The 15,503-nt window shown below is 71.5% G+C and carries 15 protein-coding genes, 1 tRNA gene and 1 pseudogene; 12 read left to right on the top strand and 5 right to left on the bottom strand.

What is annotated here, in order from left to right; genetic code table 11:
• Positions 1-54 precede the first annotated feature (54 nt).
• From MTQ01_RS01675 to MTQ01_RS01655, 5 genes are all read left to right on the top strand, one after another.
• Positions 55-729 (top strand): response regulator transcription factor, encoded by a 675-nt coding sequence (locus MTQ01_RS01675; protein ID WP_247486494.1) that lies wholly within the window; start codon positions 55-57, stop codon positions 727-729.
• 372 nt (positions 730-1,101) lie between these two features.
• On the top strand, positions 1,102-2,295 hold the full coding sequence (locus MTQ01_RS24790) for a M23 family metallopeptidase (protein ID WP_282613120.1): 1,194 nt from the start codon (positions 1,102-1,104) through the stop codon (positions 2,293-2,295).
• Positions 2,296-2,531: 236 nt separating this feature from the next.
• Positions 2,532-4,937 (top strand): (Fe-S)-binding protein, encoded by a 2,406-nt coding sequence (locus MTQ01_RS01665; RefSeq protein ID WP_247486493.1) that lies wholly within the window; start codon positions 2,532-2,534, stop codon positions 4,935-4,937.
• 306 nt (positions 4,938-5,243) lie between these two features.
• A complete protein-coding gene (locus MTQ01_RS01660; RefSeq protein ID WP_374207629.1) occupies positions 5,244-5,690 on the top strand; it encodes an ATP-binding protein in 447 nt (148 codons plus the stop codon).
• 245 nt (positions 5,691-5,935) lie between these two features.
• On the top strand, positions 5,936-6,934 hold the full coding sequence (locus tag MTQ01_RS01655) for a Yip1 family protein (RefSeq protein ID WP_247486492.1): 999 nt from the start codon (positions 5,936-5,938) through the stop codon (positions 6,932-6,934).
• Positions 6,935-7,137: 203 nt separating this feature from the next.
• Here the strand turns inward: MTQ01_RS01655 and MTQ01_RS01650 are convergent, their stop codons facing one another.
• From MTQ01_RS01650 to MTQ01_RS01635, 4 genes are all read right to left on the bottom strand, one after another.
• Positions 7,138-7,677 carry a GNAT family N-acetyltransferase gene (locus tag MTQ01_RS01650; RefSeq protein WP_247486491.1) on the bottom strand — a complete coding sequence of 180 codons (540 nt, stop codon included), beginning with the start codon at positions 7,675-7,677 and terminating at the stop codon, positions 7,138-7,140.
• A 25-nt stretch (positions 7,678-7,702) separates the two neighbouring features.
• The gene (locus MTQ01_RS01645; RefSeq protein WP_247486490.1) at positions 7,703-8,437 is read right to left on the bottom strand and encodes a VOC family protein; all 735 of its coding nucleotides are present in this window, start codon (positions 8,435-8,437) and stop codon (positions 7,703-7,705) included.
• Positions 8,438-8,529: 92 nt separating this feature from the next.
• A complete protein-coding gene (locus MTQ01_RS01640; RefSeq protein ID WP_247486489.1) occupies positions 8,530-8,673 on the bottom strand; it encodes a hypothetical protein in 144 nt (47 codons plus the stop codon).
• Between the two features lie 50 nt (positions 8,674-8,723).
• Positions 8,724-9,140: a hypothetical protein gene (locus MTQ01_RS01635; protein ID WP_247486488.1), complete on the bottom strand. Its 417-nt coding sequence runs from the start codon at positions 9,138-9,140 to the stop codon at positions 8,724-8,726.
• A gap of 452 nt (positions 9,141-9,592) precedes the next feature.
• Here MTQ01_RS01635 and MTQ01_RS01630 point away from each other — a divergent pair.
• Both MTQ01_RS01630 and MTQ01_RS01625 read left to right on the top strand, forming a co-directional pair.
• Positions 9,593-9,880: pseudogene (locus MTQ01_RS01630) on the top strand (ArsR/SmtB family transcription factor); the annotation flags it as partial.
• Positions 9,881-9,969: 89 nt separating this feature from the next.
• On the top strand, positions 9,970-10,362 hold the full coding sequence (locus tag MTQ01_RS01625) for a VOC family protein (RefSeq protein ID WP_247486487.1): 393 nt from the start codon (positions 9,970-9,972) through the stop codon (positions 10,360-10,362).
• A gap of 131 nt (positions 10,363-10,493) precedes the next feature.
• Here MTQ01_RS01625 and MTQ01_RS01620 read toward each other — a convergent pair.
• A tRNA-Met gene (locus MTQ01_RS01620) sits at positions 10,494-10,567 on the bottom strand.
• Positions 10,568-10,991: 424 nt separating this feature from the next.
• Here MTQ01_RS01620 and MTQ01_RS01615 point away from each other — a divergent pair.
• Genes MTQ01_RS01615 through MTQ01_RS25065 form a run of 5 tightly spaced genes read left to right on the top strand, consistent with a single transcriptional unit; the run spans position 10,992 to position 15,468 of the window.
• The gene (locus tag MTQ01_RS01615; RefSeq protein ID WP_247486486.1) at positions 10,992-11,411 is read left to right on the top strand and encodes a hypothetical protein; all 420 of its coding nucleotides are present in this window, start codon (positions 10,992-10,994) and stop codon (positions 11,409-11,411) included.
• A gap of 58 nt (positions 11,412-11,469) precedes the next feature.
• Positions 11,470-11,940, top strand: a complete 471-nt coding sequence (locus MTQ01_RS01610; RefSeq protein ID WP_247486485.1) for a hypothetical protein — start codon at positions 11,470-11,472, stop codon at positions 11,938-11,940.
• Complete coding sequence (locus tag MTQ01_RS01605; protein WP_247486484.1) at positions 11,937-13,250, top strand: efflux RND transporter periplasmic adaptor subunit; 1,314 nt, start codon at positions 11,937-11,939, stop codon at positions 13,248-13,250. The genes MTQ01_RS01610 and MTQ01_RS01605 overlap by 4 nt, the downstream gene beginning before the upstream one ends.
• Positions 13,247-14,071: an ABC transporter ATP-binding protein gene (locus MTQ01_RS01600; RefSeq protein WP_247486483.1), complete on the top strand. Its 825-nt coding sequence runs from the start codon at positions 13,247-13,249 to the stop codon at positions 14,069-14,071. Before MTQ01_RS01605 ends, MTQ01_RS01600 begins: the two co-directional genes overlap by 4 nt.
• Entirely contained in the window at positions 14,068-15,468 is a 1,401-nt protein-coding gene (locus tag MTQ01_RS25065; RefSeq protein ID WP_247486482.1) for an FtsX-like permease family protein, read from the top strand. The genes MTQ01_RS01600 and MTQ01_RS25065 overlap by 4 nt, the downstream gene beginning before the upstream one ends.
• Positions 15,469-15,503: the final 35 nt, after the last annotated feature.

Here is a 15,503-nt window from a genome sequence, read left to right as displayed (position 1 = left end):
GGCCGGCACCCGCGGGAACAGCGCAGAACCGGAAGAGGGCGGGGAGACAGCTCCATGATTCGAGTGGCGGTCGTCGACGACGAAGAGCTGATCAGGTCGAGCGTGCGGCTCATCCTGAACAGCGCCCCCGACATCGAGGTGGTCGCGGAGGCCGCCGGCGGCGGGGCCGTCGAGTCCGTCCTCGCCACCAGACCGGACGTGTTGCTGCTCGACATCCGCATGCCCGGCACCGACGGGCTCGCGGTCCTGCGCGAACTGCGCCGGGAGGGCCCGGACGGCTCCGCGGCCGACCCGGACCTGCCGGCCGTCTGCATGCTCACCACGTTCGACGCCGACGAGTACCTGACTGCGGCGCTGCGGCTCGGCGCTTCCGGCTACCTGCTCAAGGACGCCGAACCCACCAGGCTGATCGAGACCGTACGGGTGCTCGCCGCGGGCGGCTCCACGCTCGACCCGAGCATCACCCCGACCGTCATCGGCGGCTACCTCCACCGAACCGCCGGCTCCCCGGAGGCCAGGGACGCCATCGGCACACTCACGCCCCGCGAGCGCGAGGTGCTGGCGCTGCTCGCACACGGTCGCTCCAACTCCGCCATCGCCGAGCAACTCGGCCTCGCCCACGGCACGGTCAAGGACCACGTGAGCACCCTGCTGGCCAAGCTCGGCGGCGTGAACCGGGTCCAGGCGGCCGTACTGGCGGACCGCGCCGGCCTCACCGGCGGCAGCTGACGCCCCGCCGGCCGGGCACCCGACACCGCCCCCGCACGGCCCACGCACCCCGGTACGCACACCCCGGCGCGCGCACCCCACACCCCGCCTCGCCCGCCCCGCGGCAACCGCAGCCCCGTCCGCGCCACACATCCCGGCGCACACCGCTCGCATCACCCGCACCACACCCGACGGGGCGCCGAAGAACGCCGCCGAAACCGGTTCGCACACCGCCGGTTGACGCATTCTTCAGACCAACTGTCTTTTCCCGGCAATGGGGTTGATTGTTCTTTTCGCCCCTTTAAGGATCACCACACCGGGAGATCGACACCAGTGACCGGATGAATTCTTCCGACCACTCTCAGTCATGCACCGGCTGAGAAGCAGACGGAGATGGTGCTGGTGTTCCCGCGTCCGTCGCGCCCGTACCGGCTTTCCGCCGCGTTCCTGGGCGCCCTGCTCCTGTCACCGCTGACCGGCGGCCCCGCCTCGGCGGCGCCCGCGACCACCGCCCCGGCCGCCGGGCCGCCGTCCCACCGCTCCCAAGCGGTGAGCCGCCCGGGCCCCGGCGCCTCGCCGGAGATCGGCGGGCTCTACCGCAAGGCCGCCGCGGCGTCCCGGCAGCACGAACGCACCCGGCGCGCGGTGGACCGGCAGCGCGCCACCACCGAGCGGTTGACCACGGCGCTGACCGAGAAGCGCAGACAGTACGCCTCCCACCGCCGGGCACTCGGCGCCGCGGCGGCGATGCAGTACCGCTCCGGAGTGGGCCCCGAAGCACGGTTGGTGCTCGCGCGAAGCCCCGAGGAGTTCCTCACCCGCAGCGCCTCGCTGCGACAGGGCAACCGGGCGGGGGTGCGCATGGTGCACGAGGCCGACCGGGCCCGCGTCTCGCTCGACCGCCAGAAGCGCGCCGCCCGCACCGCACTGAAGAAGCTGCACGAGCGACAGCGCGAGCAGCTGCGCATCAAGCACTCCATCCAGGCCCAACTCGTGCGCGCCGAGCAGCGGGTCGCCCGGCAGGCCGCGGCCCGGCAGCGTGCCGCGCAGCAGCTGGAGGCCGCCGGCCAGGGCGGTCCCGCGACGCGTACGCCCGAGCCGGTCCGGCCGCAGCCGCTGCGCGTCTCGCACCGCAGCGGCTGCCCGAGCGGCGCCGCACCCGCTTCGACCGGCCGCTCCGGCGGCTGGTCGCGCCCGGTGGACGGCGGCTACACACTCACCGCCGGCTTCGCCGCCCAGGGCGGACGCTGGGCGAGCAACCACACCGGCCAGGACTTCGCGGTGCCCACCGGTACGCCGGTGAAGTCCGTCGGCGACGGCGTCGTCACCAGGACCGGCTGCGGCGACAGCTACGGTGTGCAGATCGTGGTGCGGCACAGCGGCGGCTACCACACGCAGTACGCCCATCTCAGCCTTCTGCAGGTAAAGGCAGGGCAGCGGGTGAAGGCGGGTCAGCAGCTGGGCCTGTCCGGGTCGACCGGCAACTCCAGCGGTCCGCATCTGCACTTCGAGGTACGGGTCACCGAGCAGTCCGGATCCGCGGTCAGCCCGCTCCCGTGGCTGCGCGAACGCGGCGTACGGGTATAGCTCGGACACCGCGCGCGGCGGGCGGTGTCGGCGCACCCGGCACCGCCGCACCGCACGGCCGGGGCAACTTAGCCAAGCCTGAGCGACACAGATCACCGCATGCCGAGGTACAGCGGCAGAGCGTTAGTGGGTAGTCTCGGGAATACTTGATAAGTTACTGATTAGTACGCCTGCTGTGTGTCCGGATCCCACGGCTGCTTCCGGCAGGCTCCGCCCCGCAGGTTCGAGGAGCCGAGATGCAACTCGTCGCGATCGTCGTCTCGCTGACGCTCAGCGTGGTCGGTATTGCGCTGTTCGCGCGCGCCATCGCCGAGATCTACCGATTCGTGAAGCTCGGCCAGCCCGTGCCGGCAGGCTCACGCACCAACGACTGGAAGTTGCGCACGGCCACCCTGATCAAGGAGTTCCTCGGCCACACCCGGATGAACCGGTGGGCCGTGGTCGGTGTGGCGCACTGGTTCGTCGCCATCGGCTTCCTCACGCTGCCGCCGACCCTGGCCAACGCCTACGGCCAGCTCTTCCAGGCCGACTGGATGCTGCCGGTCATCGGCGGCTTCGTGCCGTACGAGATGTACATCGAGTTCATCGGTCTGATGACGGTCGTCGGCATCCTCACGCTGATCGTGATCCGCCAGCTCAACCTGCCGAGCCGGGCCGGCCGCAAGTCGCGCTTCACCGGCTCCAAGGAGGGCCAGGCGTACTTCGTCGAGGCGATCATCCTCATCATCGGCCTCGCGATCCTGGTGCTGCGCGGCCTCGAGGGCGCCCTGCACCACGTCGACGGCTGGGAGCCCGCGTACTTCGCCTCGTACCCGCTGGTCGCCTTCTTCAGCGGGATGAGCCTCGGCACCCTGCAGAACCTCGTGTACTTCTGGGCCATGGTCAAGATCGGCACCTCGCTGATCTGGATGATCACGGTCAGCCTCAACACCAACATGGGTGTCGCCTGGCACCGGTTCCTCGGCTTCCCGAACATCTGGTTCAAGCGCGACGCCAAGGGCGGTACGGCGCTCGGCGCGCTCCAGCCGATGACCTCGGACGGCAAGGAGATCGACTTCGAGACGGTCTTCGACGACGAGGAGGGCGGCGGCGAGGAGACCAAGTTCGGCGCCTCCCAGGTCGAGCACTTCTCCTGGAAGGGCATCCTCGACTTCTCCACCTGCACCGAGTGCGGACGCTGCCAGTCCCAGTGCCCCGCCTGGAACACCGGCAAGCCGCTCTCCCCCAAGCTGCTGATCATGTCCCTGCGCGACCACGCGCACGCCAAGGCGCCCTATCTGCTGGCCGGCGGCGGCAAGACGATGGAGGGCGAGGAGAAGGCCACCGAGGAGCAGCTGAAGGACGTACCCGCGTCCGCTCTGGCCGAGGCCGAGCGTCCGCTGATCGGCACCGCCGAGGAGAACGGCGTCATCGACCCGGACGTCCTGTGGTCCTGCACCACCTGCGGTGCCTGCGTCGAGCAGTGCCCGGTGGACATCGAGCACATCGACCACATCGTCGACATGCGCCGCTACCAGGTGATGATCGAGTCCGCGTTCCCGTCCGAGGCGGGCACGATGCTCAAGAACCTGGAGAAGAAGGGCAACCCCTGGGGCCTGGCCAAGAAGCAGCGGCTGGAGTGGACCAAGGAGCTCAAGGCCGAGAAGGACATCGACGTGCCCGTGGTGGGCAAGACCGTCGACGATCTGACCGAGGTCGACTACCTGTACTGGGTGGGCTGCGCCGGCGCGCTGGAGGACCGGGCGAAGAAGACCACCAAGGCCTTCGCCGAGCTGCTGCACATCGCGGGCGTGAAGTTCGCGATCATGGGCGGCGACGAGAAGTGCACCGGTGACTCGCCGCGCCGCCTGGGCAACGAGTTCCTCTTCCAGCAGCTGGGCGAGGAGAACGTGGCGACGCTGAACGCGGCGTTCGGCGAGGACCCCTCCGAGGACGCCGACGAGTCGTCGAAGCTGCCCGCGTCGAAGAAGAAGATCGTCGCGACCTGCCCGCACTGCTTCAACACCATCGCCAACGAGTACCCGCAGCTGGGCGGGCACTACGAGGTCATCCACCACACCCAGCTGCTCCAGCACCTCATCGACGAGGGCCGGCTCGTTCCGGTCAACCCCGTCGAGGGTCTGATCACCTACCACGACCCCTGCTACCTCGGTCGTCACAACCAGGTCTACACCCCGCCGCGCGAGATCATCGGCAAGGTGCCCGGCCTGCGGAACGAGGAGATGCACCGGCACAAGGAGCGCGGCTTCTGCTGCGGCGCCGGCGGTGCCCGGATGTGGATGGAGGAGCAGATCGGCAAGCGCATCAACAACGAGCGCGTCGACGAGGCCCTCTCGCTCAACCCGGACATCGTCTCCACCGCCTGCCCGTTCTGCCTGGTCATGCTCACCGACTCGGTGAACGGCAAGAAGAACGACGGCCAGGCCAAGGAGTCCGTCGAGGTCGTGGACGTCTCCCAGCTGCTGCTGCAGTCGGTGCGGGCCGAGCCCGCCGGCACCGCGGACGAGGACGGCGACGGCGGTTCGGGTCCCGGCGGCTCCGGCCCCGAGTCGGACCCCGGCGGCGAGGGCGGCGACGGCCCGGCCGCCGGTGGCGACGACGCCCGGCCGAGCGACGCGCCCCAGCCGGAACCGGCGAAGTAGCGCCGCTCCCCGGACGGAAGCACCACGGTCGGCCGGCCCCTCGCACTGAGGGGCCGGCCGACCGTTTTCCGTCGTCCGGAGCACAGATCGACACCAAACCGAGCACGCCCGGAAATCGACTGGTCGCTTTCGGTCTTTTCTGGTGGCAAATCGGCCCGCGCTCGCTCCGGCCTGTCGGGCGGCGCGAGCGCGCCATAGCCTCAGGCCTATGCCTGTGGTCCAGGCGGCCCGTCCGCACCCCCGCGCCCTTCTCCCCGCCGCAGTCGCAGGGGAGGTGGGTCCCCGGTGCGCACTCTGGCCGACCGCGTGACCGGCCGCCCGGGCACGGCACCCGCCGGCCCGGCGCCCGGACCCCGACTCCAGCTGCTCAAACGCCACTTCACCGCCCGTACGCTCACTCAGCTGCGGTACGGCGTCGAGGAGTGCGCCGCCCGCGCGGGCCTGGCGGAGCCCCGGCGCGGGGACTTCGTGCTCGCCGTCGACGCCGTCACCAGCAACGCCGTGGAGCACGCCGGCGGGGCGGGACACCTGCTGCTGCGCGACCTCGGCGGCGAGCTGGAGGCCACCGTCACCGACAGCGGGCCCGGCTTCAGCTCCGACGTCATTCCCGAGCTGCTGCCCGGCCTGGACGGCGCACCGCTGGGCCGCGGTCTCTGGCTCGCGACGATCACCACCGACCGGCTCACCGTCGAACGCGGCGCGGTCGGCGCGATCGTCACACTGGGCGTCAGACTCCCCGCCGCGCACACCTGACGGTCCGGCACCCCGTCGCCGCGCACACGTCCCGAAGGAGACTCGGCGCACGTCCGGCGCACGGCCCCGACACACAACCGGCGCACCGCCGGCACACGCTCGGCGCACGTCCCGACGCTCACGCCGGTCGAACGGCGCGAACCCGTAGGGGACAGCCCTGCGGGGATGTGACGAACAAGCCACAATGGGCCCCGGAACGACCAGCCGGACTCGCCGGAGCCGCCGGAAGGGGTACGTTCGAATACGTGGCTGGATTCAGGATCGGACGCGGCCGGGACCCGCGCAACGGACAGCAGGCGCACCCTGCCCAGCAGCCCACTCAACCGGGCTACGGACAGCAGGGCGCACCGAACGGGGCGCCCGGTGCCCACGACCCGCACCGGGCGGGCGGACAGCAGTACGGGCACCACGTCCCGTACGCCCCGCACCCGACCCAGCCCGGTCACGGGCCGGACCAGGGGTACGGGCCGGACGCCGACGCACCGTACGGCCACGGCCGCCCACCGGCCGACGAGGGCCCCTGGCAGCAGAGCCACGACGGCGGTCCGGAGTACTTCGACCACCGCTTCGACCCGGGCCAGTACGCCAACTCCCCCGGCCACACCGCCCAGTTCAGGGTCGACGACAGCAACGGCTACGACGACCCCGGCTACTCCGGCGGCAACACCTACGTCGCCGGACGGGACAGCGCGCCGCCCGCCGGTCCGCGGCTGCACTGGAAGCAGTTGCTCAGCGGCATCGTGCTCAGGCCGAACCCGACCTTCTGGCAGATGCGCGACCACTCGGTGTGGGCGACCGCGCTGATCGTCACCTTCCTCTACGGGCTGCTCGCCGTCTTCGGCCTCGACAAGCCCCGTGAGGACGTTCTCAACTCCACGCTGGCCAACGCCGTTCCGACGGTGCTCATCACCGGTGCCGCGGTGACGATCTGCTTCCTGATCCTCAGCTCGGTGACCCACACCCTGGCCCGCCAGTTCGGCGGCGACGGAGCCTGGGCGCCGACGGTCGGGCTGGCCATGCTGATCAGCTGCCTCACCGAGGCGCCGCGGCTGCTCTTCGCGCTCTTCCTCGGCGGCGACGCCGGATTCGTCCAACTCCTCGGCTGGGCAACCTGGTTGGCCGCGGGCTTCCTCTTCACCTCGATGGTCAGCCGCTCGCACGACCTGCCCTGGCAGAAGGCGCTCGGCGCCTCCTCGATCCAACTCATCGCCATGCTGGTGCTGATCAAGCTCGGCACCCTGTAGCCGCACCCCGCTCCCGCACCGCCGCCGCCCGCAGCACATGCGCGAGGCGGCGGGCGCGGTTGCTCACGGACCGTCGGGGGCGTGAGCACGACGCGGGCGACGGGCTCCCCGCGGACACGCACCGGTGGTCCTCCCGCCCGAGGGCCCGGGCCCCGGCGTTCAAGTCGCCTCGGGCGCGGCCCCTCATCTCCTCGGCGGCCCGGCTAGCGCGTCAACCGCTTCTCCAGCAGCGTCACCGGGTACGGGTTGCCCTCCCGGTCGCGCTGCACACCTTCACCGACGTGCACGTACCCCGCCGACTCGTAGTACGCGCGCAACCGCGGATTGCTCCGGACGCAGTCCAACCGGCTGTGCTCCAGGCCCAGTTCGGCGATGCGCCGCTCGGCCGCCGCCAGCAGCAGCCGGCCGGCGCCGCGCGGCGCCGCGGCGCGGTCGACCATCAGCCGGTGCACGTACGCCGCGTCGTCCGGCCGTACGCCCCAGGCCGTCGGATCGGACCACCACAGCTCCCAGGCCCCGACGACCGTTCCCGCACCGCGCAGGGAGGCGAGCCACACCTCGCCGTCCTCGACCCGCCGCAGGAAGTGCTTCTCGTCCTTCTCGCCGGGCTGCCACTGCTCGATGCCGTTGGCGATCATCCACCGCGCGGCGTCGTCCCGCAGCCGTACGAGCGTGCCGGCGTCCGCGGCACCCGCCCGCCGGTACGCGAAGGGGTCGTCGGTCGCTGCCTCACCACTGTCCATACCCGCAGCCTAGAAGCCGCCGCGGCTACCCGGTGAAGCGGAGGACGAGGCCCTCCACCTCCGTGTCCGGCCCGGCGACGCCGCTGCCGTCGGAGAGTGTGACCGCGGTGATCGCCCGGCGTTCACCGCGCTCGAAGCGTATGTGCGCGCCGGGGAGCAGCACCTCTGCGTTCTCGGCCCGCAGCCCCAGCAGCCGCGCCAACGCGCGGGCGGCCTCCCGGGGTTGGGGATCGGTGACGACCAGCCCGGTGAGGTCGTGGGGGCCGCGTTCGAAAGCAGCCGGGTCGACGCCGGCGAGCAGTTCCTCGCGCGGCGGATCGTAGGTGATGAAGAACGGCTGCCAGGGCGGGCCGTCCAGCACGAAGATCTCGACGAACGAGACGCCGTGCTCGGCCATCTCGACCTCGAACTCGGCGACCTCGTGACCCTGCGCCCGCAGCCGCTCGGCGGTGGCGCGGGCGTCCGTCACGTTCACCGCGAAGGTGAACGCACCGGCCGGCCCCTCCAGTGCCTCGACGGCAGGGCGCAGCAGCCGCAGCCCTTCGGCGTAGCGCGAGGCGCGCAACGCGTCGGGGTCGGTGATCGTCAGCGTCTCGATGTAGCGCGTGTCGAGGCGCCAACCGCCGTTCTGGAAACCGTCCAGGGCCTCGTTGGTGTGCGCCGGCACGCCTGCCGCCCGGTACGCCTCGGTGGCCTCCGGGACCCCGCGCACCCAGTGCAGCAGATGGTCGAACTCGGGACGTTCATCGAATCGCCGCATGCAACTTAGGCTAGCCTAAGTTGCACAGTCGTACGACCGAGAAGGCGGGGCACGACGCCCTCGGACGTCGTGCCCCGCCTTCGTCGACTCGCCTACGAGGCCCGCCTCTTCGCGCTGACGAATCTCGCACCGAAGAACAGCGCACCCGCTGTACCACCGATCATCGCGGCGACGCAGAGGACCGCAGCCCAGACGGCCAGCCCCTTCGCGATCCACAGCGCACCGACCAGGATCAACGCGAGAGAGAAAAGGAAGCGCTCGCCGTTTCCCGGATTTCGACTGTTCGTCAGTCCCTGATCGCGGTGCACTTGTATTCCACTCCCTTCATGACGATCGTCCGCCAGCCCGCTTTCACCTCCATCGGCGCCGAGTCGGTGCCGCCACCGCCACCGCCGCCTTCCTTCTTGCAGTAATAGCCGAGCGCATCGAGCTTCCCGAGGGCGCTCTTCGACTGGTAGTTCTTGTACGACTTCTCCATGGCCGCCCGCTGCTCGGCAGGAGTCACCTTCTTCGCCTGCGTGTAGAGGTAGCAGCCCACACTGGCGCCGATTCCCACCCAGGAGGCGCCGCGAGCAAGGGCCTTGGTCAGACCCGCCGCCCCGCTGCCGATGCCGAGGATCGCGCAGATCTCGTCCGCACCGGCCGCACTGTTGACCGAACCCGCTGCCTGCGGGGAGGAATTCGCGGGTGCGCGATCACTCACCGGAGACGCCTGCGCCGCTCCCGCGGCGGTACCGCACATCACACCGGCCATCGCCACGGCGGTAACCGTCGAGAACGCCCTGCGTCGAATATTCACGATATGGATCCCCCTGATCCCGGTAACTCGTCAAATGCCTGGTCAAAGCATTTGATCTTCGAGTTGCTCACGGTAGCAGCGCCCTCGACGGCGATGCAACGGGTTGAATTCCATCACCACGCAAAATGACTCCGCGTCAATTCGGCCTCACCCAACGACCCGGAAATGCGACCGTCCGGGCAAAAGCACCGAAGCCGCACCGCACCTCGGCGGCCGGACTCCGGCCCACCGAACCCGCGGGCCGCCGGGCCTCCGGACGCCGGGCCACCGGGCCACCGCGACCGGAGCCACCTCCGGGCCGGGCCGCATCACCGCTCCACTTGATAGGCAAGTGGTGACTTGCCTATCCTGGTCGAGTGATGGACGATGTCTTCAAGGCGCTCGCGGACCCCACCCGTCGGCGCATCCTCGACGAACTCGCCGAGCGGGACGGGCAGTCGCTGTTCGAGATCTGCGGACGGCTGACCACCAGGCACGGCCTGGGGCTCACCCGGCAGGCGATCAGCCAGCACCTCGCCGTCCTGGAGGCCGCCGGCCTGATACGGACGCGGCGCGAGGGCCGCTACAAGTTCCACGACCTCGACACCGGTCCGCTGCGTCGTGCCGTGGCGCGCTGGCTGCCGACCGAGGAAGCCGGCGCGCCGCAGCCGCCGGACACAACCGGAACACCCGGACCCGAAACACCCGACGACCCCGAGCCGACCGACACAGCCGCAACACCCGGAGAGCACTGATGCGCATCAATCTGGCCAGCATCCATGTCAGCGACCAGGCGAAGGCCCTGCGCTTCTACACCGAAGTCCTGGGCTTCCGGAAGAAGGTCGAGATCCCGCTCGACGAGCACCACAGCTGGATCACCGTCGTCTCCCCCGAGCAGCCGGACGGAACCGAGCTCGTACTGGAGCCGGACACCCACCCCGCGGTGAAGCCGTACCAGGACGCGCTGGTCGCGGACGGCATCCCGATCACCTCGTTCGCGGTGGACGACGTACGGGCCGAGTACGAGCGGCTGCGCAAGCTGGACGTGGTCTTCACCCAGCCGCCGACCGACATGGGCCCGGTCACCACCGCCGTCCTCGACGACACCTGCGGCAACCTCCTCCAGCTCGCCCAGCACCACGGCTGAGCCGAACCCCTCCTCCGGAGCGGCGACCACCGGCGCTCGCCACCCCGGCGAGCACAAGACCGGACAACTCAAGGCCAGAAAACACCCGAGGCCCGGCGCTGCTTTCGCAGTGCCGGGCCTCGGGTGATCAGTAGCGGGGACAGGATTTGAACCTGCGACCTCTGGGTTATGAGCCCAGCGAGCTACCGAGCTGCTCCACCCCGCGTCGGTGAACACGACACTACGTCATGGTGGGCCCCGGAGGGAAATCGGTACTTCACGGAGGGCGATCCGGCCCGCTTGCGACACTTTTCGGACTGGCCGCGGGGCGCACCGGCACAGGCGTGCACCCAACACCCGGCAGACGGTACGAACGCACCAACTCCGCTGCCGCACAGGCGAGTTCACCTTCCAGCGGCAGCCGCGAAAGCGGGGCCGAACTCGTGTGAGTGACCGGGCTTTCGCTCCTTCGAGTGGCATATGCATCGATCGTTGCGGAAACCTAATCACCGGCAGTCGCACATCTGGCACCATGCGTGACCACGAGGCTGGTGGCGCCCCTCCAACTGCCGTACGGCGCAACCGACTTCGTCTCAGCGTTGCCGCCCGTCGCGTACGGACGACGCCCTGACCGAGGTGAAGGAAACGAAGTGCGCTTGAAGAGCATCGCCGCCCGGACCGGCTTCTCCGCCGCGGTGACCATCGGCATCCTGGGCGCCCACACCGGACCGGCCCACGCGGCCGGCTGGCACGGCATCCAGGGCACGGTCCACCAGAAGCGCGTGGGCAAGGACTGGTACCACTCGTCGAACCGGCGGGTGAAGGTCGGCACCGGAACAGTGCGGGCGCTGTTCGACGACCTTCCCAAGAGCGGGATCACCTTCAAGATCCGCACCAAGTCCAACCGGACCATCGGGGACCCCGAGCACTGGACCGCCCGGGAGACGGACCTCGCGCGCGTGCTCGCGAAGAGGGTGCGGACCCTCACACCGATGTACGCCTCCTTCAAGCAGTACGACGCCTGCGACCGCTGCCGGCCGTACTCGTTCAGTGGCTCGCTCTACTACTGACCACAGGAAGGCCGGGCACGGCAGCATGAGAGCACAACGGAAGGTCATCCTCGGGTGCGTGGCCGCCCTGTTCCTGGCGCCCTCCTGCGGGTTCGGCCTGGAGGAGGCGTCGACCGGCGCGCAGACGCCGGAGGAGACCCGCGCGCAGTACTGGGAGGAGGCGAAGAAGCTTCCCCTGGCGCCCGGTTGGGACTGGCCGCCGCGCACCCCCGAGGGCGTCGGCATCCTCGACTCCGATCCGGACGACGGGGCCGGCAACACCTACGGCCCCGGATACGGCCGCGGTTGGGCCAACGACTACTGGTTCTGCTCCTGGCAACGGCGGCTGCTCGAGGACGACCTGCGGCCCGCCGAGCGCACCGAGGCGCTCCGGATGGCCAAGAAGATCAGGGAGACGCCCCGCTACAAGCACTTCGTGGACGAGGACGGCCGCCGACAGTACGAGGACATGCTCGCCGAGGCCGAACTGGGTGATCTCTCCACCCTGCGCTCCGACTTCAGGGTGAGCTGTTCCCAGAGGCACCGATGAACCGTCCTCGGGACGCGGACCCGCCCGCTCCTGCCACCGGCGGCCGGCGACGCGTCCGGGCCGCGGTCCGGCGCGTCCGCTGCCGACTCCCGCCGCTGCGCGCGGTGCTGGCCGGCGGGACGGCGGCGGTGCTCCTGGGGGCGCTGCTCGCCTCGTGCGACGGCGGCCACCCGGACGAGTCGGGGCGGGCAGGGCAGGCAGGGCACGACGCACGGTCGGACGGTCGCGGCGGGTCGGCGGTCGTCTCCGTCACCCGCGAGACCCTGGAGGTGGTGACGACGGTGCCGGCGACCGTACGCGCCGCCACGGAGGTCGACGTCACCGCGCCGAGCGCCGGCACCGTGGAGCGGATCGACGCCGACGGCGTCGTCATCCGGACCCGCAGCAGCCGCGAGGACGACGCCGGGGACGGTAACGAGGACTCGGAGGACTCGGAGGCGGACGGGGACAGGGGTGGAGACGGGGACAGGGGCGGGACGCCGGCGCGGGCGCGGGTGAAGGTCGACTTCCCGTCCGGGCTGAGGATCGTGGACCAGCTGGTGGCCGTCGGCAGTCGGGTTCCGGCCAACTATCCGCTCGCCCGCGGGCGGGTGGAGGGCTTCGCCATGGTGGCCGTGCTGGATCGTCAGAGCCTCCACAAGGTGTACGACCCGCCGCTCTCCGCCCGTGCGCAGATCAGCGAGGGACCCGGCCCGTTCGACTGTCCGTTGGCCAACACCGTGCCGAGCGCCGAAGCCCAACCGGCGCCGGCCCGCGCGGAGTCGGGGGCCGGTACGGCCGGCACGCCCGGGAGAGACGCCCCGTACGACGCCCCACCCGGCGCCGCGGACGACGGCACCTACGACAGCGCGTACGACGCTCCGGACGCGGAGAGCGCTGCGGACGCCGATGGCGGTGCCGCGGACGGAGACGGACAGAACTCCGGGATGCGGCTGGTCTGCGTCGTGCCGGAGGACGCCAGAGTCTTCGCCGGGATGGTCGGGGTGATGGCGATTCGCACCGCCAGCGTCGAGGACGCCCTGCTGCTGCCCGTCGAAGCCGTCGCCGGAGACTCCTCACGCGGTGAGGTGACGGTGATCGAGCCGAACGGCGCACCGACCAACCGCACGGTCCGGCTCGGAGCCACGGACGGCAGCCGCGTCGAGCTGGTGTCCGGGGTGCGGGAGGGCGAACGGGTACGAGTCCCCGGCCCGGACCTGGCCGGTGCGACCGACGCGACCGACGCGACCGACGAGACCGACGACGGCAGCGCAGCCGACGACGGTGCCGGGGCCGGCAGCGCGGCCGACGGCAGCGGGGCCGGCCGATGAACTGCCCGCCCGGCGCGGCCAGTTCGGCGCCCGCGCCGTCCCCGCGGTCGTCCGACGATGCCGCGCCCTCGGACGATCCTCGGCGAGCCGGCAACGGAGCAGAGGCCGGGGCCGGGGCCAGAGTCGGCGACGGGGCGGGGGTCGGTGTAGCACTGGAACTGCGGCAGGTCGTCAAACGCCACGGAGCCGGCCGGGGCCGCCAACTCACCGCGCTGGACGGGGTTTCGCTGCGTGTCGACCCCGGCGAGCGGGTCGCCGTGCTGGGTCGTTCCGGGTCGGGGAAGAGCACGCTGCTGTCGATTCTGGGCCTGCTCGACGCCCCCACGACGGGGAGCTATCTCGTCGACGGCCGGGACGTGTCGTCCCTGCGCGCACGGGAGTTGGACGCTCTGCGCGGCACCGTCTTCGCGTTCGTGCACCAGCGCTTCGGCCTTCTGGACCATCTCACCGCCCGGGAGAACGTCGAGGCGGCCGCGCTCCATCGGGGAGAGCCCCGCAGGCTCCGCCGCAGCCGCTCGCTGCGTGCCCTCGCACAGGTCGGACTCGCCGGACGTGCGCACCACCGGCCCGGAGAACTCTCCGGCGGCGAGCAGCAACGGGTCGCGGTGGCGAGGGCGTTGGCCGGCCGACCGGCCGTGCTGCTCGCCGACGAACCGACCGGTTCGCTCGACGAGGACACCGGTGGCGAGGTGATGCGGCAGCTCCACCGCCTGGCCGCGGAACGTCACTGCACCCTGGTCGTCGTCACCCACGACCCGTTGGTGGCAAGGGAGTTCGACCGCACGGTCGTGCTGGACCGCGGGCGGGTGCGCGCACGGTGAACCCGTCCGCGGCCGAGGACGCGGCGAACGCCCCGCCGCACCGGCCGCCCCGCCGGGCGCCGCACCGACCGCGTGCCCGCTCGACGGCGCTCGTGCTGGTCGCCTGGCAGGGCGTGCGACGGCGTCCGCTGCGGCACACGCTGACCGCGCTCAGCCTGCTCGTCGGCGTGCTCGGCGTCGTACTGGTCCAGGGGGCCGGCGACCAGCTCGAGGACGCGCTCGTACGGGACTCCGTGCTCGGCAACGGCCGCAGCACCACCCTTCTGGTGCCCGTCACCGGCAGCGGACGCGAAGTCGGGCTGCGGGAGAACGTCGCCGACTGGCGGGCCGTGCTCTCCCGTCTCAGCGCCGACGGCGACGGCGTGGTGGCCGCCTTCGTCCAGGACGGCACCGTCCGGATCCACGCGGCGCACGACCCGCGCGGCGACGCCCCCGCGGAGGTCCCCGGGGATGCGCGCGCCGCGGCCGCCGGCAGCACGGTCGGCGCCGTCACCGGTACGGGCCCTGCGTCCCGTACCGCCCTGCCGGCCGTCGTCGACGGAGAGGAACTGCTGCCGGGCATCACGCTGTTGGCGGTCGATCCCGAACTGCGGCTGATCCGCCCGTTCCCGGTGCTGCACGGGTCCTGGTTCCAAACCCCCACGCTCGGCCCGCAGTTGGTGCTCAACCGGGCAGCGTGGCGTCGGCTGCCGGCGTACGGGCCGCCACTCGCGCTCAGCCGTACGGGCGCCCACGACCGCTACCGTGCCCGGCTCGTCGGCGTCGTCGACGACGGCAGCGACGAGCCGCAGGGGTACGTCGGTCTCGCCGGGGGCGGGCCCTGGAACTCGGGTGTCCACCACCGCCGCAGCGCGGTCGCACTGCTGCTGCACTCGCCCTCACTGGACGCGGACACCCTGCGCGCCCGGATCGAGACGCACGCACAGATCACCGGCCGCCTCGGCGAGCTCGGTGACATCCGCCGCCTGGACAACATCGACGACCACACCGCCCAACTCGACGCCGGCAGAAGGGCGTTCCTCGCCGCCGCGGCACTCGTACTGCTCGTCGGCTGCCTCGGCATCCTGAACGTGGGACTGGCGACCGCGCGCGAACGCTCGCAGGAGCTGTCGCTGCGCCGGTCGTTCGGCGCGACCCGGGGCCACCTCGTGCGCATCGTGGTGCTGGAGTCGCAGCTCGTCGCCCTGCTCGCCGCGGCGGCGGCCATCGGGATCGCCTCCCTGGTGACCGATCCGCTCCTGCACCAGCTGGGCGGACGCGCGCGGTTGGAGCCGTCCGGCCCACCGCTCGGCGCGATGGTCGCCGGGGTGCTCACCAGCTGCGGAACGGCGCTGGTCGGCGCGCTGGCCCCCGCACTGCGGGCCGCCCGGGTGCCCATCGCCCGAGCCGCCCGCTGAACGCGGACAACGGCCGCCGCCACGCACGCACCGGA

The organism is Streptomyces sp. XM4193 (assembly GCF_023072595.1).
Classification (GTDB): Bacteria; Actinomycetota; Actinomycetes; order Streptomycetales; family Streptomycetaceae; genus Streptomyces.
This window is presented reverse-complemented; position numbering and strand designations above follow the sequence as displayed.